Annotated in this window: 19 protein-coding genes; 11 read left to right on the top strand and 8 right to left on the bottom strand. The window is 64.4% G+C overall.

Going from position 1 to position 20505, the window contains the following annotated elements:
* Positions 1-100: 100 nt before the first annotated feature.
* From exeK to exeN, 4 genes are all read left to right on the top strand, one after another.
* Positions 101-1126: a GspK family T2SS minor pseudopilin variant ExeK gene (gene exeK, locus QLG02_RS17735; RefSeq protein ID WP_282465769.1), complete on the top strand. Its 1026-nt coding sequence runs from the start codon at positions 101-103 to the stop codon at positions 1124-1126.
* A gap of 119 nt (positions 1127-1245) precedes the next feature.
* Positions 1246-2430 (top strand): GspL family type II secretion system protein ExeL, encoded by a 1185-nt coding sequence (exeL, locus tag QLG02_RS17730; protein ID WP_085734263.1) that lies wholly within the window; start codon positions 1246-1248, stop codon positions 2428-2430.
* Positions 2427-2918: a GspM family type II secretion system protein ExeM gene (exeM, locus tag QLG02_RS17725; RefSeq protein WP_016349344.1), complete on the top strand. Its 492-nt coding sequence runs from the start codon at positions 2427-2429 to the stop codon at positions 2916-2918. Before exeL ends, exeM begins: the two co-directional genes overlap by 4 nt.
* Before the next feature lie 61 nt (positions 2919-2979).
* Positions 2980-3741: a GspN family type II secretion system protein ExeN gene (exeN, locus tag QLG02_RS17720; RefSeq protein ID WP_171282066.1), complete on the top strand. Its 762-nt coding sequence runs from the start codon at positions 2980-2982 to the stop codon at positions 3739-3741.
* A 60-nt stretch (positions 3742-3801) separates the two neighbouring features.
* Here the strand turns inward: exeN and QLG02_RS17715 are convergent, their stop codons facing one another.
* Positions 3802-4617 (bottom strand): helix-turn-helix transcriptional regulator, encoded by an 816-nt coding sequence (locus QLG02_RS17715; RefSeq protein ID WP_282465768.1) that lies wholly within the window; start codon positions 4615-4617, stop codon positions 3802-3804.
* A 144-nt stretch (positions 4618-4761) separates the two neighbouring features.
* On the opposite strand from QLG02_RS17715, the gene tyrS reads away from it, so the two are divergent.
* Entirely contained in the window at positions 4762-6030 is a 1269-nt protein-coding gene (tyrS, locus tag QLG02_RS17710; RefSeq protein WP_039215360.1) for a tyrosine--tRNA ligase, read from the top strand.
* A gap of 179 nt (positions 6031-6209) precedes the next feature.
* On the opposite strand, the gene yrfG is transcribed toward tyrS, so the two are convergent.
* Positions 6210-6878, bottom strand: a complete 669-nt coding sequence (gene yrfG / locus QLG02_RS17705; protein WP_101149822.1) for a GMP/IMP nucleotidase — start codon at positions 6876-6878, stop codon at positions 6210-6212.
* 138 nt (positions 6879-7016) lie between these two features.
* Between yrfG and nudE the strand changes: the two genes are divergently transcribed.
* The 4 genes from nudE to QLG02_RS17685 all read left to right on the top strand — a co-directional run bounded on the left by nudE (position 7017) and on the right by QLG02_RS17685 (position 10159).
* Positions 7017-7625 carry an ADP compounds hydrolase NudE gene (nudE, locus tag QLG02_RS17700; protein ID WP_017408954.1) on the top strand — a complete coding sequence of 203 codons (609 nt, stop codon included), beginning with the start codon at positions 7017-7019 and terminating at the stop codon, positions 7623-7625.
* A 37-nt stretch (positions 7626-7662) separates the two neighbouring features.
* On the top strand, positions 7663-8475 hold the full coding sequence (gene cysQ, locus QLG02_RS17695) for a 3'(2'),5'-bisphosphate nucleotidase CysQ (protein ID WP_253627058.1): 813 nt from the start codon (positions 7663-7665) through the stop codon (positions 8473-8475).
* A gap of 81 nt (positions 8476-8556) precedes the next feature.
* Complete coding sequence (locus QLG02_RS17690; protein WP_265095295.1) at positions 8557-8685, top strand: hypothetical protein; 129 nt, start codon at positions 8557-8559, stop codon at positions 8683-8685.
* A gap of 202 nt (positions 8686-8887) precedes the next feature.
* Positions 8888-10159: an aromatic amino acid transport family protein gene (locus QLG02_RS17685; RefSeq protein WP_158198076.1), complete on the top strand. Its 1272-nt coding sequence runs from the start codon at positions 8888-8890 to the stop codon at positions 10157-10159.
* A 72-nt stretch (positions 10160-10231) separates the two neighbouring features.
* Here the strand turns inward: QLG02_RS17685 and QLG02_RS17680 are convergent, their stop codons facing one another.
* The 3 genes from QLG02_RS17680 to metJ form a co-directional block, all read right to left on the bottom strand.
* Positions 10232-10570: a tRNA-binding protein gene (locus tag QLG02_RS17680; protein ID WP_017787457.1), complete on the bottom strand. Its 339-nt coding sequence runs from the start codon at positions 10568-10570 to the stop codon at positions 10232-10234.
* A gap of 84 nt (positions 10571-10654) precedes the next feature.
* Positions 10655-11407, bottom strand: a complete 753-nt coding sequence (locus QLG02_RS17675; RefSeq protein WP_282465767.1) for an AraC family transcriptional regulator — start codon at positions 11405-11407, stop codon at positions 10655-10657.
* Between the two features lie 35 nt (positions 11408-11442).
* Positions 11443-11766 (bottom strand): met regulon transcriptional regulator MetJ, encoded by a 324-nt coding sequence (metJ, locus tag QLG02_RS17670; protein WP_005308521.1) that lies wholly within the window; start codon positions 11764-11766, stop codon positions 11443-11445.
* A 294-nt stretch (positions 11767-12060) separates the two neighbouring features.
* On the opposite strand from metJ, the gene metB reads away from it, so the two are divergent.
* On the top strand, positions 12061-13224 hold the full coding sequence (gene metB / locus QLG02_RS17665) for a cystathionine gamma-synthase (RefSeq protein WP_282465766.1): 1164 nt from the start codon (positions 12061-12063) through the stop codon (positions 13222-13224).
* A complete protein-coding gene (locus QLG02_RS17660) occupies positions 13224-15692 on the top strand; it encodes a bifunctional aspartate kinase/homoserine dehydrogenase II (RefSeq protein ID WP_077096408.1) in 2469 nt (822 codons plus the stop codon). The genes metB and QLG02_RS17660 overlap by 1 nt, the downstream gene beginning before the upstream one ends.
* Positions 15693-15836: 144 nt before the next feature.
* Here the strand turns inward: QLG02_RS17660 and QLG02_RS17655 are convergent, their stop codons facing one another.
* The 3 genes from QLG02_RS17655 to argE form a co-directional block, all read right to left on the bottom strand.
* Positions 15837-16235, bottom strand: a complete 399-nt coding sequence (locus QLG02_RS17655; RefSeq protein WP_042066175.1) for a hypothetical protein — start codon at positions 16233-16235, stop codon at positions 15837-15839.
* 109 nt (positions 16236-16344) lie between these two features.
* A complete protein-coding gene (ppc, locus tag QLG02_RS17650; protein ID WP_282465765.1) occupies positions 16345-18978 on the bottom strand; it encodes a phosphoenolpyruvate carboxylase in 2634 nt (877 codons plus the stop codon).
* 215 nt (positions 18979-19193) lie between these two features.
* Positions 19194-20339: an acetylornithine deacetylase gene (gene argE, locus QLG02_RS17645; protein ID WP_045529046.1), complete on the bottom strand. Its 1146-nt coding sequence runs from the start codon at positions 20337-20339 to the stop codon at positions 19194-19196.
* Positions 20340-20505: the final 166 nt, after the last annotated feature.

Below are 20505 nucleotides of genomic sequence, written 5' to 3'. Positions count from 1 at the left end.
ATGGTAACTGATCGTCATTTTCCCCTGTCCGTCACGGAGGATGACGGCACTATTCTACGTCGCCAGTTCCTGATCGGCGCTGGCGGCCAGCGAGCGGACAATGGCAATTAAGCGTAGCCGGGGCCGATCCCGCACCACACCGGGCCGCCAGGGGGGCATGGCCCTGCTGGTGGTGCTTCTCATCCTGTCGGTGATGGTGATCATCGCCAGCAACATGAGTGGCCGCCTGCAGCTGGAGCTGCGCCGCACCGCCAACCTCACCGCCGGCAAGCAGGCCTGGTGGTATGCCATGTCGGCGGAGGCACTGGTGAGCAAGGTGCTGGCCCAGGATTTCAAGGACGACCCCAACGTGGTCAGCCTGGGGCAGAACTGGGCACGCCAGGATGCGGTCTTCCCGGTGGATGACGGCAAGCTCACCGGCCGGGTGCGGGATCTGCAATCCTGCTTCAACCTCAACAGCCTGAGCGTGCCGTTGAAGGACGGGATCAGCGGCGACGATCTGGAGAAGCAGCCCTATCCGGTCAAGGTGTTCAAGGCGCTGCTCAAGCAGCTCGAGGTGGAAGATTACGAGGCGGTGCAGCTGACCGATGCCATCCGCGACTGGACCGACAAGGATACCGTGCTGGTGTCGAGCTACGGCGCCGAGGATGCCTATTACGAAGGGCTCACCCCCCCTTATCTGACCGCCAACCAGTGGATGCTCGGCACCGACGAGCTGCGGGCAGTGCGCGGGGTGAGCGCCAAGCTGTACGCCCGGCTGGCACCCTATGTGTGCACCCTGCCCAACGACAAGCTGGTGGTGAACGTCAACACCATCCGGCCGGAGCAGTCGGCTCTGCTGGTGGCGCTCTATCTGGACAAGGTGGGGCTGGACGATGCCAAGCGGGTGTTGACCAGCCGCCCCCAGAAGGGGTGGAAGAACAAGAAGGAGATGACGGACCAGATGCCGGTGCAGGTGAGCAACATCCAGGGGCTGGATGCGGCGCTGGACGTCAAGAGCAGCTATTTCGAGGCCAGGCTGATTGCCGAGGTGGGTGACACCCGCGCCCGGCTGGAGAGCGTCTTCGTGCGCGGCAAGGACAACAAGCTGGTGATGCTGCGCCGTCTGAACGGCGGCGCCGAATAACAAGGGAGGCGGGCGACGGCCGTTGGCCGGCCCGCGCCATCCCCCGATTGGACTGCAGCCCATGGCTGCGCGCCCGCCCATCCCGAGGGATGCGAGCGGGCATGGCAGGAGAGACATTAGTGAGCGAGAGTCTGGTCATCCGTCTGGGGACCAATGCGCAGCAGCCGGTCGAGTGGCTGGTGTGGTCGGGCGGGGAAGAGGAGGTGATCGCCTCCGGTACCCTGGCCTCGGCCCATGCCCTTGGCGAGCTGCAGGAGCGGGCCGGTGGCCGTCCGGCGGTGGTGCTGGTGCCCGGCAGCGATCTTATCTTCCGGCGGGTGAGCCTGCCGGGCAAATACAGCCGCCAGTCCGCGGCCGCCTTGCCCTATCTGCTGGAGGAGCAAATCGCCTCCGACGTGGATGAGCTGCACCTGGTGGTGCTGGGTCATCAGGGGCACGAGGTGGACCTGATGGCGGTCGACAAGGAGAAGATGCAGACCTGGCTCGGCTGGCTGGAGCAGGCCGGTCTCAAGAGTCGGCAACTGCTGCCGGACGTGCTGGCGCTGCCGCAGGCGAGCGAGGGCTGGTCGGCGCTGCAACTGGGCAAGGAGTGGCTGCTGCGCCAGGGCCCCTGTCAGGGCATCGTCGCCGACGAGCCGCTGCTGGCCATGCTGCTGGCGGCGGAGCCGGCGCCGGTGACCATTCACAGCCATACCCCGCCGCCGGCCATTGCGGCGGCCAGCTGGCAGGCGGCCGATCCCGAGCTGCCCATGCTGCTGCTGGCCCGGGGCGCACTCGCCAGTCAGGCCAACCTGCTGCAGGGCCCCTACCGACCGCAGACCGAATACTCCCGCTACTGGCAGCAGTGGCGCAAGGTGGCGGTGGTGGCCGGGGCGCTGCTGGTGGTGGCGTTCGCCCAGCGCGGCGTGCAGCTCTATCAGCTGACGGAGCAGGACAAGGCGCTCAAGGCGGAGATCCGGCAGGTCTACACCCGGATCTTCCCGGGGGAGAGCCGCATCGTCAACGTGCGCAGCCAGATGACCCAGCACCTCCAGCAGCTGGGGCAGACGCCGCAGGACGGGGTGTTGATGGTGCTGACCGAGCTGGCGCCCACCTTTGCCGAAGTACCCGGCCTCAAGCCCGAGGTGCTGCGTTTCGACGCGGCTCGCGGCGAGCTCAGGTTGCAGGTGACGGCTCCCGGCTTTGCCGAGATCGAGCGTTTTCGCGAGCTGGCCGGCAAGCGCTTCGACGTGCAGCAGGGGGAGGTGCGCAGCACCGAAGGCAAGGTTGAAGGGGCACTGGTGCTGAAGGGTAAATCATCATGATGGACAAACTACAAGGCTGGTGGCGCGGCATCAGCGCCCGCGAGCAGCGGCTGGTGGCGGTGGGCGGCAGCGTGCTGTTGATCGGCTTCTGCTACTGGGTCATCTGGCAGCCCATCGGCAATCGCATCGACGAGCGCGAGCGGCAGGTATTGAGCCAGCAGCAGACCCTCGCCTGGCTGAAAGAGAAGGGTGAAGAGGTGCTGGCGCTGCAGGGTGGCCAGGGCCGCCAGCTCGATACCAGCGGCACCCTGGAAGGGGTGGTCAACCGCACTGCCTTCAACCAGAAGATCAAGATTGCCCGGTTGCAGCCCCAGGGCCAGGAGCTGCAGGTGTGGATCGACACGGTGGCGTTCGATGACCTGCTGATCTGGCTGGCGACCCTGGCGGATCGCCATGGCGTGCAGGTGCAGGTGATCGAGGTGGCCCGCGAGAATCTGGCGCCCGGTCTGGTCAAGGTGCGCCGCTTGCAGCTGAGCCGTCCCCAATGAAACAACGCGTCCCGAGCAGGGCCCCGCGCCTGATCGGGCGTTTGCAGTCGAGTCGTTTTCTATGAAGCAAAGAGTGCTGATTGCCGTGCTGTTTCTGGCGGCCTATCTGGTTTTCCTGCTGGCCAAGCTGCCGGCGTCTCTGGTGGTGCGCTACCTGCCGCTGCCGCCCCTGGTACAGCTGGAAGGGGTGAGCGGCACTCTCTGGAGCGGCCAGGTTGCCCGCCTGCAATACGCCAGCGAGTCGCTGACCCAGCTGCGCTGGGAGCTCAACGGCTGGTCGCTGCTGCGCTTTGCCCCTGAGGTGTCCCTGCGCTTTGGCGAGCGCAGCGGCCTCAACGGGCAGGGGGTGGTTGGCTGGAGCGGCGCCGCCTTTGGCCGCGACATCACCCTCAACGTGCCGGCCCCCTGGCTGCTGGCACGGGTGCCGATGCAACTGCCCGTGCCCGTGCCGGTGACGGTGGCTGGCCAGCTGCAGCTCAAGCTCGATCAGGTTGCCCAAGGCAACCCCTGGTGCGACAACCTCTATGGCAACCTCTACTGGTACGGGGCCGATGCCGATACCCCGGCCGGCAAGCTGGTGCTGGGGGATCCCGAGATCAAGCTGACCTGCATCGACTCCCGGCTGGTGGCCGAGCTCAAGCAGGGCTCGGAGGCGGTGCAGGTGCAGGGCAAGCTGGAGCTGCAGGCCAATCGCCAGTACCTGTTCCAGGGCACCCTCAAACCCGGGCCCGAGCTGCCGGAGCAGATGAAGCAGGGGCTGCCCTTCCTCGGCCAGCCCGACGGTCAGGGGCGCTTCCCGCTGCGCTACCAGGGCCGCATCTGACGGCCTTGCTGTCTGATCTGGCAAACATCAACACCACCCCGCCCCGGCGGGGTGGTGTCGTTATGGGGTGGTGCCGGCTGGCGCCGTGATGAGGTGATTGAGGAAGAAGCGGAACAGCTCGGCCCGCGAGCGCAGGTGCAGCTTGGCGTAGAGGTGCTTGCGATGATTCTTCACCGTGCCGCTGCCGATGCCGAGCTCCGCGGCAATCGCCTCGGTGTCGAGCCCCTGCAACAGCAATCCCGCCACCTGACGCTCGCGACGGGTGAGGCTCGCGCCCCCCACGCTGGCGATGGCCTGCTCCACCGTCGCCTTGAGGTCGTTGCCACCCGGTAGCGCCGGGCTCTGGGCCAGCAGGGCGGCTTCCTCCCGCCAGTGCTGGCGGCACAGCGAATGGACCAGTGGAAACAGCGCCTCCAGTCGGGCCAGCTCGTCACGGCTGAGGGAGCTGCGCTTGTCGAGCCGCCCCAGAAACAGCATCAGGGTGAGGCCGCCGCGCACCGGCAGGATCAGCCCCACCTCCTCCTGCCAGCCGGTGGCCTGATAGAAGTGGTGGCGATACTCGGGATCGAGCCGCCCGCGCGACACCTGTGCCAGCGTCCAGACCCCGGCCCCCAGACCCTGTTCCAGCGCCTGCATAAAGGGATCCTGACTGAAGTGGCGGGTGAGATAGCGATCGAACAGCAGGGCCCGCTGATGGTGCAGGTTGTCGTAGAGGTAGACGGGGCGCAGCCCCACCCCGAGCAGCAGGGCGCAGTCGAACGCCACCTGTTGCTGGATCAGGCGCACCAGCGCCGCCGGAAAGGCGCTGCCGTGCAGGGCATCGACGACGGCGGTGAGGTTCGCGGTCAGCGAATCTGCGGTGAGGGGTTGGGTCATGGCGATGGCTTCCGGGTGGCGGGCAGGCTTCCCACAATGGACGAATGCTAGCACGAGAGTGGCAAAACTGTCCCCTGGGGGACATATTCGGGGCGAGTCAGAGCGGCGAGGATGTGGGCTTTTCCCCCTGTTGTTGGAGACCCCATGATCAACCCCCACCTGCTCGATGAGCTGACCCGACGCGGCCTGGTGGCCCAGAATTCCGACCCGGTGGCGCTGGCCGACCATCTTGCCACCCCGCGCACCGTCTATTGCGGGTTCGATCCCACCGCCGGCAGCCTGCACATCGGCCATCTGGTGCCGCTGTTGATGCTGCGCCGCTTCCAGCTGGCGGGCCACACCCCGGTGGCGCTGGTGGGCGGTGCCACCGGTCTTATCGGCGATCCCAGCTTCAAGGCGACCGAGCGCAACCTCAACAGCGCCGAGACGGTGCAGGGCTGGGTGGCCAGCCTGTCGGCCCAGATAAAAGCGCTGCTGCCGGCCAGCGAAGGGCTGGCGGCGCCGCTGCTGGTCAACAACGCCGACTGGATGGGGCAGATGTCCGCCCTCGATTTTCTGCGCGACATCGGCAAGCACTTCTCGGTCAACGCCATGCTGGCCCGCGAATCGGTGCGCCAGCGGCTGGCCCGCCCGGATCAGGGTATCTCGTTCACCGAGTTCTCCTACGCCCTGCTGCAATCCCAGGACTTCGCTGTGCTCAACCAGCGCCTCGGTTGCACCCTGCAGATCGGCGGCAACGACCAGTGGGGCAACATCACCAGCGGCATGGATCTCACCCGCCGCCTCCATCAGGCCCAGGTCTATGGCATGACACTGCCGCTCATCACCAAGGCCGATGGCACCAAGTTCGGCAAGACCGAAGGGGGCGCTATCTGGCTTGATCCGGCGCTCACCTCGCCCTACGCCTTCTACCAGTTCTGGCTCGGCACGGCGGATGAGGATGTCTACCGTTTCCTGCGCTACTACAGCTTCATGCCGCTGACCCAGATTGAGGCGCTGGAGGCGGAGGATGCGAAGCGGCAGGGGCGCAAGCTGGCCCAGCAGGTGCTGGCCGACGAGCTGACCGAGCTGGTACACGGCAAGGGGGCGCTGGCGGCGGTGCAGCGTATCAGCGAATTGCTGTTCAGCGGCGAGGTGGCCCGCCTTGGCGAGAGCGATCTGGCCCAGCTGGCGCAGGATGGCATGCCGGGCTGGCGTATCGAGGGGGAAACAGATCTGGTGACCCTGCTGGTGGAGAGCGGTCTGGCCAACTCGAAGAGGATCGCCCGCGAGCTGCTGGCGGCAGGTGCCATCAGCCTCAATGGCGAGATCCGCCGGGATGAGCCACTGACGGCGGCCGACCGGCTGTTCGGCCGCTACCTGCTGCTGCGCCGGGGCAAGAAGCAGTACCGGCTGGTGACGTGGCTGGGGTGAGCGACCTGGGATCGACAAGGGCTGCCTGGGCAGCCCTTTTGTTTATCCGTCAGTTCGGTGAGTGCTGTACCCCTGTTGGCTTACTCGGTCAGCGGCAGCAACTCGGCATAATCGCGGAAGGGATGGGGAAGGCGGTGCCTGGTTGCCCAGATGCTCCCCTGCCTCTCGGCTTATATGGCTTACACGGCCAGCGGCAATAACTCGGCGTAATCGCGGATCGCCGGGAAGGCGGTGATGTGCTGCTCGGGCTGGCAACTGTCCGGGTTCTGGATGGCGAGCTGATAGCCGATGCCGTAATCGGCGGCGGCGCGCAGGATCCGCTCGCTGTCATCTACAAAGAGAGTGCGGGCCGGGTCGAACGCCAGCCGCTCGGCCAGTGCCTGCCAGCAGTGCTGGCTCTCCTTCGACCAGCCCAGTTCGTGGGTGCTCACCATCAGATCGAGGTGGCCGGCCAATCCCAGCTGGGCATCCTTCACCGACAGGCTGGCGGGGTGGGCATTGGTGAACAGCACCAGCTGCTTGCCCGCGGCCCGCAGCGCGGCCAGGAAGGGGATGACGTGGGGCCGCCACTGGATCTTGGCCAGGATCTCCTGCTTGAGGGCCCGGATGTCCAGCCCCAGCGTCTCGCTCCAGTAATCCACGCAGTACCAGTTGAGGGTGCCGCTGACGGCCTGGTAGTGCGCCTCGATCTGCACTCTGGCCTCGGCCAGCGGCAGGCCGAGTCGCTCGGCATAGCGCTCGGGTACCAGTTGCTGCCAGAGGTGGTTGTCAAAATGGAGATCGATCAGGGTGCCATCCATATCGAGCAGGACAGTGTCTATCTGGTGCCAGGGCAGTGGGGTCGGCATGGGGCCTCGGTGGTCGGGTCGAAACGGGCGGGCATTATAACGGATTTTTCCCGCCGCTTTCCCACCCTTGCCCCGTGGTGTTCGAGAGGGGAGTCGTTTACTCTTGAAACACGATTTTTTAACGAGCAGCCAGCCCCGATGAGTGACCTCCACCAACGCAAACCCGTCCACCTCAGCGTCGACACCATGGCGCATGACAAGAGCAAGCCGGAGATCCTCAAGGCCGAGATCGTGGCCGAGAGCCGGCTGTTCAAGGTGGAGTCGCTCCACCTCAAGTTTTCCAACGGCGAGGAGCGGGTCTACGAGCGGATGCGCGGCGGCAACCGGGGCGCCGTCATGGTGGTGCCGCTGTTTGATGCCCAAACCCTGCTGCTGGTGCGCGAGTACGCGGCGGGTACCCACTCCTACGAACTGGGCTTCCCCAAGGGGCTGATCGACCCGGGTGAAGATGCCTTCGAGGCGGGCAACCGGGAACTGATGGAGGAGGCGGGCTTTGGCGCCAACAGCCTGACCCTGCTCAAGCAGGTGTCGCTGGCGCCGGGGTATTTCTCCAGCCGGATGGACATCTTGCTGGCGCGGGATCTCTTCCCCGAGCAGCGGGTGGGGGACGAGCCCGAGCCCCTCGAGGTGATCCCCTGGCCGCTGAACCGGATCGACGAATTGCTGGCGCGACCCGACTTTACCGAGTCGCGCAGCATCAGTGCGCTGCTGCTGGCCCAACGCTGGCTGGCGGAGCAGGCAGAGTAGCCCGCAGACGGGCAGTTTGAATACAGAGGATAACAAGATGCAGGAGTTGTTGGCCTGGGTGCCGGGGGTCAAGGAGATCGCGCGCGAAGCGGGCCGGATCCTTCACGAAATCTATCACGGCGGTCAGTTCGAGCGTCAGCTGAAGGAGGATGCGACCCCGGTCACCAGTGCCGATCTTGCTGCCGATGCCTACCTCAAACAGGCGCTGTCGGCGCTCACTCCCCATGTTCCCGTGCTGACCGAAGAGGCGGCCGACATTCCCTTCAGCCAGCGCGCCAACTGGCGTCAGTACTGGCTGGTGGATCCCCTTGACGGCACCGGCGAGTTTATCGCCGGCAGCGGTGACTTCGCCACCCTGATCGCCCTGGTACAGGACAATGTGCCGGTGCTCGGCGTCATCTATGCCCCCGAGTCGAACGTGCTCTATTGGGCGGTGCGCGGTCATGGCGCCTTCAAGGAGGCGAACGGCGAGGTGCATCCCATCAGCGCCATGCACCACGAGCACGATCAGCCCGATTCGCTGGTGGTGGCCATCAGCCGTCGCCAGAAGCTGGAGAACCTGACCCGTCGCCTCAACCCGGCCATCAACTACGAGCTGATCCCGCTCGGCTCCAGCTCGCTCAAATCCTGTCTGGTGGCGGAAGGGGCGGCCGACTGCTACGTGCGGCTCGGCCCCACCGGCGAGTGGGACACCGCCGCCGCCCAGTGCATCGTCGAGGCGGCCGGTGGCCGCATCCTCAGCCTGGCGCTGCAGCCGCTGCGCTACAACGAGACGGAGTCGCTGGAGAACCCGGACTTCATAGTGATGGGGGATCCGGATCTCGCCTGGGGCCGCATTCTGGCGCACTGAGCGGGTGAACAGGTCATCATTGACGGCAATCAGGCGGCCCCATGGCCGCCTGATTGCTTGGTGTGATCCGCTGGTTTCATCGTGGATGAACAGAAATATCCGCTGGCAAAGCGTGGGAATGACAGTGAATCATCACAAGAGAAGGCGGAGGAATGGCACGATTTTTCAGGTAATTCTGCAAACGATCATTTGGCCAAAATAAAAAATTGACCAAGAGTGAAAATTTGGTTTTAAATTTCATGTTTTCAACAATATTCAGTTTTACTCATTTATGTGATCCCGATTCCATTCCCAATCTCACTGGCTGAAGCCCGTAATGGTAGTGATATGTTTCAGGGGGGACTTTTGAGAATTAAATCCCGATAAACCACAATGAACTCAGATTAAAATACTGACAAAAAGTGAATTAGTAATGAGTTTATCTGTAGACGTCACCAAGGAGCTGTCCGGTTCCTGCTCCACCACCGTCAGCGCCACCCCCTGGCGTCGCCACGACACCCACTGGGTCATCAGTCTGTTTGGCACCGCCGTCGGCGCCGGCATCCTGTTCCTGCCCATCAACCTGGGTCTGGGCGGGATCTGGCCTCTCATCATCGTCTCGGTGCTGGCCGGTCCCATGACCTTCCTGGCCCACCGCGGGCTGGCGCGCTTCGTGCTCTCCTCGTCGCGCCCCCACGCCGACTTCACCGAGGTGGCCCAGGAGCACTTCGGCAAGATGGCCGGCCGCCTCATCTCGGCGCTCTATTTCCTCTCCATCTTCCCGATCCTGCTCATCTACGGGGTCGGGCTGACCAACACGGTGGAGAGCTTCATGATCAATCAGCTTGGCATGGATGCCCCGAACCGGGTGATGCTCTCCGGCCTGCTGGTGTTTGCCATGATCGCCGTGATGCTGGCCGGCGAGAAGGCGATGCTGCGCGCCTTTGCCGTCATGGTCTATCCGTTGGCGGCCATCTTGGCGGCGCTCTCCTGCTACCTGATCCCCCAGTGGCAGTGGCCGCAGCTGGGCAGCCTGGAGGGCGGCAGCTTCCTCAACACCGTCTGGCTGGCGCTGCCGGTCACCGTGTTCGCCTTCAGCCACGCCGCCGCCATCTCCGGCTTTGCCAACGTGCAGCGCCGGGAGTACGGCGAGCAGGCGGAAGCCAAGAGCAGCCTGATCCTGCGCAACACCACCGTCATGCTGGTGGGCTTCGTGCTGTTCTTCGTCTTCTCCTGCGTGCTGAGCCTCTCGCCGGCCCAGCTGGCCGAGGCCAAGGCCCAGAACGTCTCGGTGCTCTCCTATCTCGCCAACATCACCGACAATCCGGTGATCGTGACCCTGGGGCCGCTCATCGCCTTCATCGCCATCAGCTCCTCCTTCCTCGGCCACTTCCTCGGTGCCCGCGAGAGCCTGAAAAGCCTGATTGCCAAGCCCACCGGCCTGTCGCTGGCCAAGGCGGACCGGCTCGGCATCGTCCTGATGTTCTTCTCCATCTGGGGCGCCGCCATCATCAACCCAGGGATCCTGGGGCTGATGGAGACCCTCTCCGGCCCGGTGATCGCCATGATCCTGTTCATTATGCCGGTGGTGGCCATCTACAAGGTGGAGGCATTGGCCCGCTTCCGCCACCGCTGGGCCAACGGCTTCATCCTGCTGACCGGCGCGCTGGCGGTGTCGGCGCTGATCTTCAGCCTGCTGAAGTAACGGCGAGCAACCAGCCGCGAAAGAGAGAGGCGACCCCAGGGTCGCCTCTCTTGTATCGGTCCGGTGGTGGCGTCAGCCCAGCTTGGCGCCGTTCTCCACCGCCTGCTCGGGGATGGCGATCACCACGGCGCCATCCGGCCGGTAGAAGCCGGTCAGCAGAAACTCCGACTGGATCGGGCCTATCTGCTTGGGGGGGAAGTTCACCACGGCGACGATCTGGCGACCCACCAGCTCCTCCGGTTGATAGAGGTCGGTGATCTGGGCGCTGCTCTTGCGCACCCCGAGCTCGGGGCCGAAATCCGCCCACACCTTGTAGGCCGGGCGGCGCGCCTCGGGGAAGGGCTCGACCCGCACCAGGGTGCCCACCCTGAGCTCCACCATCTCGAAATCCTGCCAGCTTATGGTCTGCATCTTGGCTCCTCGTTGCCCATACCTTGCATGAGCCTCAGCATGCCTCGAAACCACCTGCGCCGTCTTCGGCAAACGGCCGCCTGGTTACGGCAAGCGGCCGTTTTGTTGGCGCCAGAGGGAAGGGGTCAGTCCGGTTTCGGCCAGGAAGCGCTCGGCGAAGGCCCCCTGATTCTGGTAACCGCAGCGGCTGGCTATTTCGCCGACGGGCAGAGCGGTGTGGGCGAGCAGGGTACGCGCCAGCGCCATGCGTCGCGTCCGGATGTAGTGGGAGACGCTCATCCCCACCTGCTGCTGGAAGGCGTGCTTGAACTGGCTCTGGCCGAGGCAGGCGATGGCGGCCAGCTGCTCGTTGCTGAGGGGCTCGGCGAGATGTGCCTCGATATGGCGCTGCACCTTGCCGATGCGCGGGGCGAGGCGGGCACGGCCGCGCGAGCCTGCCTGCTGCGCCTCTGCCAGCAGACCCAGCCACACCTGCTCCATGCCGGCCACATGGCGCCCCTCGGCCACCATGCGGTGCAGGAAGGCGAGGTAGTGGCGCTGGGCCTGGTCCAGCTCGATGAAGGGGCGCGCGCCCAGCTCGCCGGGCAGCCAGTGACTCTCCTGCACCAGAAACGAGAGCGCCGGATCGGCGGCGTAGTCGTGCCGCTCACCGGGGGCGATGATGCAGGCAAAGCCGGGCGCGAGCCGCCGCCCCTGGCCTTGTACCTCGATTTCGATGGGACCGTCGAGGGGGATCACCAGCTGGGCATGGTCGTGGCTGTGGCTGCAGACGTCGCTCTGGTAGCGACGCAGGCTGAAAGGGGCGGATAGCGATGACGCGGCCTGGGGCCGCGTCATCGAAGGGGGTTTGCTGTTTGGCATCTGCTGCAGGATTACTCGGCGTCGAAATCTTCGATCTCTTTGCCCAGCGCTTCCATGATGGCACGCGCCTCGGCAGGGACGCTGTCCGGATGATCCTTGCGCAGATCTTCGTCGCAGGGCAGCGGCTGACCGGTGAAGGCGTGCAGGAAGGCTTCGCAGAGCAGCTCGCTGTTGGTCGCATGACGCAGGTTGTTCACCTGGCGACGGGTGCGTTCATCGGTCAACACCTTCAGCACCTTGAGCGGGATCGAGACGGTAATCTTCTTGACCTGTTCGCTCTTCTTACCGTGTTCCGCGTAGGGGCTGACGTAGTCGCCGTTCCACTCTGTACCCATGATCCACCTGTTCTCATTTAGCCGTGAGCGCGGATTTTAACCCTTAAGGAATTTAATGGCAATCCAACAGCAAAGCCATTTAGACGTCTAGAAGTGTTGACGGCCTTTTTAAGCTGGCGTAGTGTGGTTCACCATGAGCCTGCAATGGCGGGATGACGCGTGGCAGAAACAGCATGCCAGCGTGTGAAGAGACATCAAGGAGAGTGACATGACCCACAAGGCCACCCAGGCGGTACTTTGTATCGGAAGATCGAGACAGAACGATCGCACAGTCACGGCGCCAAGGAGAGCATCATGAGTCATAAAGCCACACTGGCAGTACGCACCGGGATTGAGACAGACACACAGCACGGTGCCGTGGTGCCGCCCATCTACCTCTCCAGCAACTACACCTTTGCCGACTTTGGCGAGCCCCGTCAATACGATTATGCCCGCTCAGGCAACCCGACCCGCACCAATCTGGCGGACGCGCTGGCGGCGCTGGAAGGGGGGGCCGGCGCCGTGGTGACCGGCACCGGCATGGGTGCCGTCCATCTGGTCACCACCGCCCTGCTCAAGGCGGGGGATCTGCTGATCGCCCCCCACGACTGCTACGGCGGCACCTGGCGCCTGTTCGAGTACCTGGCGGCCAAGGGCCATTACCGGGTGCAGTTCGTCGATCAGGGGGACGCGGCGGCACTGGCCGCCGCGCTGGCCCAGCAGCCCGCGCTGGTGTGGGTGGAGACCCCCTCCAACCCGCTGCTGCGGGTGGTGGACATCGCCGCCATCGCCGAGGCGTCCCACGCGGCGGGCGCCAAGGTGGCGGTGGACAACACCTTCCTCTCGCCGCTGCTGCAACAGCCGCTGGCGCTGGGGGCCGACCTGGTGGTGCACTCCACCACCAAGTACATCAACGGCCACTCCGACGTGGTGGGCGGGGTGGCGATCGCCAAGGATCCCGAGCTGGCCGACTCCCTGGTGTGGTGGGCCAACTGTCTGGGACTCACCTCCGGGGCATTCGACTCCTACCTCACCCTGCGCGGTCTGCGCACCCTGGCTCCCAGGTTGCGCGCCCATCAGGAGAACACCGACCGCATCCTCGCCTTCCTGCAGCAGCAGCCGCTGGTCAAGCGCATCTATCACCCCAGCCTGCCGAGCCATCCGGGCCACGATATTGCGCGCCGTCAACAGTCCGGCTTCGGCGCCATGCTAAGTTTTGAGCTCGATTGCAATGAGGCGGGCATTCGCGCCTTCCTGGCGGCCCTCACCCTCTTCTCGGTGGCCGAATCCCTCGGCGGGGTGGAGAGTCTGGTAGCCCATCCGGCCAGCATGACCCACAGGGCCATGACCCCGGCCGCCCAGCAGGCGGCAGGCATCAGCAGCCAGCTGCTGCGTCTGTCGGTCGGTATCGAACACGGTGAGGATCTGGTGGCCGATCTGGCCGCGGCGTTTGCACAGGCACAGCAGGTGGCGAAGTAATGGAACAGCAGCAACAAGGAGAGATCGCGGTGGCAACAGAAGCAGGCTTGAAGCGACGTCACGTCCACAAATTCGGTGGCAGCAGTCTGGCGGATCCGGTCTGTTATCGCCGGGTCGCCAGCATTCTCGAACAGCAAGCCGAGCAGCAGGGGGGCGGGCGAGAGCTGGTGGTGGTCTCCGCCGCCGGCAAGACCACCAACCGGCTGATCCAGCTGGTGGAGCTGGCCGAAGCCGGCGATGAAGCCGCCGGCGAGGCCATCTCGGCCCTGCAGGCCTATCAGCAGAGCCTGATCGACGGCCTGCTGGAAGGGGAGCTTCAGCTCGAGCTGAGCCAGCAGCTGGCCGACGACATGCAGCTGATCGCCAAGACCCTGGAGGGACAGTTTGACCGCTTCGAGCGCAACGGCCTGCTCGCCTTTGGCGAGGTGTGGTCGGCGCGCCTGTTGGCGGCCTTGCTCACCAGTCGCGGCGACAAGGCCATCTGGCTCGATGCCCGCAGCTTCCTGCGCGCCGAGGATGGTGCCCTGGTCAAGGTGGATACCGCGCTGTCCAGCGAACTGCTCAAGGCGCGGCTGGCGGAACACGCCGGGCGCATCGTGGTGACCGGCTTTATCGCCGCCGACATGGAAGGCCGCTCCCTGCTGCTCGGTCGCAACGGCTCCGACTACAGCGCCAGCCTGTTGGCCCTGCTGGCGGACGGCGAATCCACCACCATCTGGAGCGACGTGGCCGGGGTCTACAGCGCCGACCCGCGTCGGGTGAAGGAGGCGCGTCTGCTGGAGCGCCTGAGCCTCGCCGAAGCCAACGAGCTGGCCCGCCTCGGCTCCTCGGTATTGCACTCGCGCACCCTGCAGCCGGTGGCCGACAGCCGCCAGCGGCTCACCCTGCGCTGCAGCTACAACCCGGACGAGGGTTGCACCCACATCCTGCGCCGTGCACCCCGCTCCGGCGGCGCCCGCATCGTCTCCTCGGTGGATCAGATCGCTCTCATCGAGCTGAAGGTACTGCCGCAGACAAACTATGAGCAGACGGTGGCCACCATCGAGGCCCATCTGGCCCGCCATCGCCTCAACCCGCTTACCCTGCAGCGCCAGCCAGATCGCCGGATCCTGCGCCTCGCCTACACCCTCGAGGTGGCGCAAGGGGCGTTCGAGCTGCTGCGCGACTTCCAGCTGCAGGGCAGCTTCACCGGTCTTATCCAGCGCGAAGGCTACAGCCTGGTGGCGCTGGTGGGGGCCGGCGTCACCGACAACGCCGAGCAGTGTCACCGTTTCTACCAGCTGCTGGCGGATCAGCCGCTGGAGTTCGTGCAGGTGGCCAAAGATGGCCTGAGCCTGGTGGCCGTGCTGCGCCAGGTGGTGCTGGAGCCGCTGCTGATCGCCCTGCACAGCGCCCTGTTCAGCCGCCCGAACCGGGTCGGGCTGGTGGTGTTCGGCAAGGGCAATATCGGCGGCCACTGGCTGAACCTCTATGCCCGCGAAAAGGCGCGGCTCGAGCATGAACTGAACCTGGCGCTCACCCTCTACGGGGTGTTCAGCTCGGAAGGGGGCCTGCTCGATGAAGAGGGGCTGGATCCGCTCAAGGTGCAGGACAACTTCAATCCCAAGCCGCTGATCTGGCCCGAGCTGCTGGCCCAGCTGGAGCAGCACGGATTCGATACCCTGATTGCGCTGGACATGACCGCCAGCGAGACGGTGAGCCGCTACTACCCGGACTTTGCCCAGCTCGGCATTCACATCATCGCCGCCAACAAATTTGCCGGCGCCGCCGACAGCGAGTTCTACCAGCGCATCAAGCAGACCTGCCGCGACCATCAGGTGCAGTGGCGCTACAACGCCACTGTCGGTGCCGGGCTGCCTATCCAGTCCAGTATCCAGATGCTGCGCCAGAGCGGCGACCGTATTCAGGGGGTCTCCGGCATCTTCTCCGGCACCCTCTCCTGGCTGTTCCAGCAGTATGACGGCAGCCGCCCCTTCTCCGAGCTGGTGGACGAGGCGTGGCAGCACGGCCTGACCGAGCCGGATCCCCGCGAGGATCTCTCCGGCCAGGATGTGCGTCGCAAGCTGCTCATCCTGGCGCGAGAGGCGGGCTTCGAGCTCGACTCCGCCGACATCGAGCTGGAGAACCTGGTGCCTGTCTCCCTGCGCAAGGTGAGCACGGATCAGTTCATGGACAGGCTCAAGGAGCTGGATGACCCGATCCAGACCGCCTTCGAGGGGGCGCGCCGGGTTGGCAAGGTGCTGCGTTACGTCGCCCGCTTCGAGCACGACGGCAAGGCGCGAGTCGGGCTGGAGGCGCTGGAGCCCCACCACCCGTTTGCCAACCTGCTGCCGTGCGACAATATCTTCGCCATCGAGAGCGACAGCTATCGCACCAACCCGCTGGTCATCCAGGGGCCGGGCGCCGGCCGGGAAGTCACGGCCGCCGCCATCCAGTACGATCTCTGGCAGATTTGTGCCAGCCTGTAACAGCAGACAAGCCGTTCAGTCAAAGAGGCGCCAGTGGCGCCTCTTCTCATTGCGGGTCAGTCATTTTGCGAGAGGATGTCCCTTAAGTGACGACCTGAAGTAGATACGAGGGACAAGGGGGAGCAACAAGTGCAGTGCAGGCAATCACATGGCAGGCCACTGGCCGTTTGAGGCGATGCAGTCCTGACGAAACTTCTCCCATGGGGCGGGATCCTCAACCCCATTCAGGTTCAACCCCATGTTGATCAACATGCCCTGAAAGATGCGCAGCTGACGGAGCAGCTGGAATTGCGCCTGTTCCCGAGAGAGGTTGGTGGCCAGCAGTTGAGTCATAGCATCATCGACGGCGGAACCATACTCCTGACGAAAATCTTCCAGTGTTGCCTCCATGGTCAAGTCCCTGAGCTTTTTGAGGGTGGCCGGCGGCATGGAAGAATAGGTTTTGGCTTTGGTTATCAGCCCATCACAGACCGCGATGGTATCGGCGCTATTGGCACTCGCCGTGAAAGAGGCGAAGAGAGCCAGCAGACAGAGCAGGCGCATGGAAAGGTGTCCTCCGTTGAAGATGAGGCGATTATGCGGCAATCAAATACCTGCGAAAAGGGCGCCAATATGGCGCCCTTTTTCTATGTGCGTTGCAGCCTGTCAGCCATCAACCCGTGTTGCGCATACCGGCAGCAATACCGGCGATGGTAACCATCAGCGCCTGATCCAGCTCGGGATGCAGAGTTTCGGCATGGTTGCGCGAGCGGCCCAGCAGCTCGACCTGCAGCACGTTGAGCGGGTCTGTGTAGGGGTTGCGCAGCTTGATGGACTCCTTGATCCAGGGCTGGTCGTCGAGCAAGTCGCCCTGCGGGCGCAGCTCCAGCACCACCTGGATGGAGTCGGCAAGCTCCTGACGCAGCTGTTTTCCGAGGCCCCACAGCTCCTTGGGCACCAGCCGGGTGTCGTAGTATTCAGCCAGCCAGACGTCCGCCTTGAGGAACACCATCTCCAGCATCTCGAGGCGGGTACGGAAGAAGGGCCACTGACGGCTCATCTCTTCCAGCACACCCTTCTGACTATCGGCGATGGCTTGCTGCAACCCCTTGTGGGCGCCGAGCCAGGCCGGCAGCATCAGCCGGTTCTGGGTCCAGGCAAAGATCCAGGGGATGGCGCGCAGGCTTTCGACCCCGCCGTTGGGTTTGCGCTTGGAGGGGCGCGAGCCGAGCGGCAGCTTGCCGAGCTCCATCTCCGGGGTGGCGGCGCGGAAGTAGGGCACGAAGTCCGGATGACCGCGCACGATACTGCGGTAGTGATCGCAGGAGACAGAGGCCAGCTGCTCCATCACGGCGCGCCAGCACTCCTTGGGCTTGGGCGGCGGCAGCAGGTTCCCCTCCAGCACGGCGCTGGTGTAGAGGTTGAGGCTCTGGATGGCCACCTTGGGCAGGCCGAACTTGAAGCGGATCATCTCGCCCTGTTCGGTGACCCGCAGGCCACCGCGCAGGGATCCCGGCGGTTGCGACAGGATGGCCTGATGGGCAGGCGCGCCACCACGGCCGACGGTACCGCCACGGCCATGGAACAGGGTGAGGCGCAGGTTGTTGGCCTCGGCCAGCGCCACCAGGGATTCCATGGCGGCGTACTGGGCCCAGCCGGCGGCCATCATGCCCGCGTCCTTGGCGGAGTCAGAGTAGCCGATCATCACGTACTGACGGCCCTGGATGTAGCCGCGATACCAGTCCACCGACAGCAGGCGCTCCATCACGGCGGTACCCGCCATCAGGTCTTCCTGGGTCTCGAACAGCGGGGCGACCGGCATGCGGAACTTGCAGCCGGCCTCTTTGAGCAACAGCTGCACCGCCAGCACGTCGGACGGTGCGCCGGCCATGGAGATGATGTAGATGCCGAACGCATCGGGATCGTGCTGGGCGATGACCTTGCAGGTGTCCAGGGTCTCGCGGGTCTCGTCGCTCGGCTCCCAGTCGGTCGGGATGAGCGGGCGGCGGGAGTTGAGTTCGTTGAGCAGGAAGGCTTGCTTGTCGTCCTCGCTCCATTCGGCGTAGTCACCCATGCCGAGGTAGCGGGTCAGCTCGGAGAAGACCTGGCCGTGGCGCTCGCCATCCTGACGGATGTCCAGCTTAACCAGGTGGATACCGAAGCAGGCCAGCTTGCGCAGCACGTCCAGCAGCATGCCATCGGCGATGTTGCCCATGCCGCAGGCGTGCAGGGAGTGGTAGCAGAGCTCCAGCGGCTCGCGCAGCTGGGCGGTGGTCTTGACCAGATCCCGGCTCTCGCTCGCCTGGCCCTGCACCTTGGCGGTGAGGAACTCCTGGGTTTCGCGCAGCTGTTCGCGCAGCTCGCGTACCAGGGCGCGGTAAGGCTCGGGGTGATCGCCGACCCGCTCGCGCACGGCGTCGGTGCAGTCGGACATGGAGAGCTCGGAGGTGAGCTCCTTGATGTCCTTGTAGAACAGGCTCACCGCCATCCAGCGGCCCAGCTCCAGCACTTCGGCGGTCACCTTGGCGGTGACGAAGGGATTGCCGTCGCGGTCACCGCCCATCCAGGAGGTGAACTTGACCGGCGCGGCATCCAGCGGCAGCCGCACACCCAGGTGGTGTTGCAGCCGCTCGTCCAGATTGCGCATGAATTCGGGGATGGCCGGCCACAGGCTGTTTTCCACCACGGCGAAGCCCCACTTGGCCTCGTCCACCGGGGTCGGGCGCTGTTCGCGGATCTCGTTGGTGTGCCAGGCCTGGTTGACCAGCTGTTCGATGCGATTGAGGATCTTGTCCCGCTCGCGGGGCAGCAGATCGGACAGCTCCAGCGCCTCGAGGCAGTCGTTGAGCTGTACGTGCTTGTGGATCAGGGTGCGACGGGTCACCTCGGTGGGGTGAGCGGTCAGCACCAGATCGATGTCCAGCTCGCGCACGGCCTGGATGATGGCCTCCTGCGACAGGTTGGAGGCTTTCAGCTTGTCGAACATCTGCTCGAGCGGATCCGGGGTGCAGACCTGCTCTTCGCAGCGACGGGAGATGGTGTGGAACTGTTCGGCCACGTTGGCCAGGTTGAGAAACTGGCTGAAGGCGCGGGCCACCGGCAGCAGCTCGTCATCGCTCAGGTTGCGCAGGGTATCGAGCAGACGTTCCCGGTCTGTCTCATTGCCTTTGCGGGAGGATTTGGCCAGCTGGCGAATGGTTTCGATCTTGTCGAGGAAGGCCTGTCCCTGATGATCCTTGATGGACTTGCCCAGCAGTTGACCCAGCATGCCTACGTTGGCGCGTAGTGCGGCGTACTTTTCGTTCATTCCACATCCTTATCTTGTTGGTGCCTGACACCCATCCGGGGTGAGAGACGACCTCACTTATTGTTGTGCGATTACAACATATGCTCCGTCATCTTAGGGTGACAATCTACCCAGATTGTCTGCGCAAGGTCAAATAACAGGCCGATTCAGAACATGTATTTCCATCACCAGTCCCGAGGTGCGATGTCATGTAACTTACTTACATTCCCGTCAATTCAGAGACAGAAACGGCGGATCAGGTGCTGCAATACGCGGGTGGTCGGTTTGACGAACGACAGATCCAGATATTCGTCCGGCTGGTGGGCCTGGGCGATGTGGCCGGGGCCCAGCACTATGGTTTCACAACCTAGCTGCTGGATGAAGGGGGCCTCGGTGCAATAGTTCACGGATTCGGCGGCCCGGCCGCTTGCCCGCTCGGCCTCGCGCACCAGCTCGGAGTCATCGGCGCAGGCGTAGGCGGGGATCGGCTCGTGCAGGTGCTGCAGGTGCAGGCAGCCTGGCTGGTGGATCTCGATGGGGGAGAGCGCCTCTTTCAGCATGCCCATCAGCTCGTCGGGGCCCACCTGCGGGGTGGGGCGCATGTCGATGTGCAGTTCGCAGCAACCGCAGATGCGGTTCGGGCTGTCACCCCCCTGGATGTAGCCGAGGTTCAGGGTCGGCTGCGGCACGGCGAATCTGTGGTCGGCGTACTTCTCCTTCAGGCTGTGCTGCAGCTTGAGCACCTGGCCCATGGCCTGGTGCATGATCTCCAGCGCGTTGACGCCGTTGGCGGGATCCGAGCTGTGACCGCTCTTGCCGGTAATGCGGATGGCTTCCGACATGTGCCCCTTGTGGGCCACCACCGGTACCAGCCCGGTCGGCTCGCCGATCACCGCGTAGTCGGGTTTTAGTTCGGCTGCGGCAGCGATGGCGCGGGCCCCCGCCATGGTGGTCTCTTCATCGGCGGTAGCCAGAATGCGCAGCGGCTTGTTGAGCGTCTTGAGATCGATCTCCTTGAGCGCCTCGACGATAAAGGCGAAGAAGCCCTTCATATCGATGGTACCGAGGCCATAGAGGCGGTTGCCCTCTTCGGTCACCTTGAAGGGATCCTTGCGCCAGGCGCCTTCGTCGAACGGCACCGTATCGGTGTGGCCCGCCAGCAGCAGCCCCCCTTCGCCGTGACCTATCGTCGCCACCAGATTGAACTTGCCCGGCAGATCGGGCAGGGCGGTCACCTCGCACTGAAAACCGAGCTGACCGAACCAGTCGGCCAGCAGCCGGATCACCGCCTCATTGCTCTGATCCCAGCGGGGATCCGTGCTGCTGATGGACGGAATCGCAATAATATTCTTGTAGAGTGAAAAAAAATCCAGATTGGCCACCTGCTCCTCCTTGCTTCCCCGGAATGTTTCTGTTAGAAAATACAAATGCAAAGTGAGTGCATGAATATTCTGTAAGTTTGCCTGAATACGTGGCTCATCGACAAGGCTTCTAGTTGTAAGGGAAAGTTAATGTTCTGTCACCTGATCTATAACCGACGACACACAC

Source organism: Aeromonas sp. V90_14 (genome assembly GCF_029967615.1).
Taxonomy (GTDB): Bacteria; Pseudomonadota; Gammaproteobacteria; order Enterobacterales; family Aeromonadaceae; genus Aeromonas; species Aeromonas hydrophila.
This window is presented reverse-complemented; position numbering and strand designations above follow the sequence as displayed.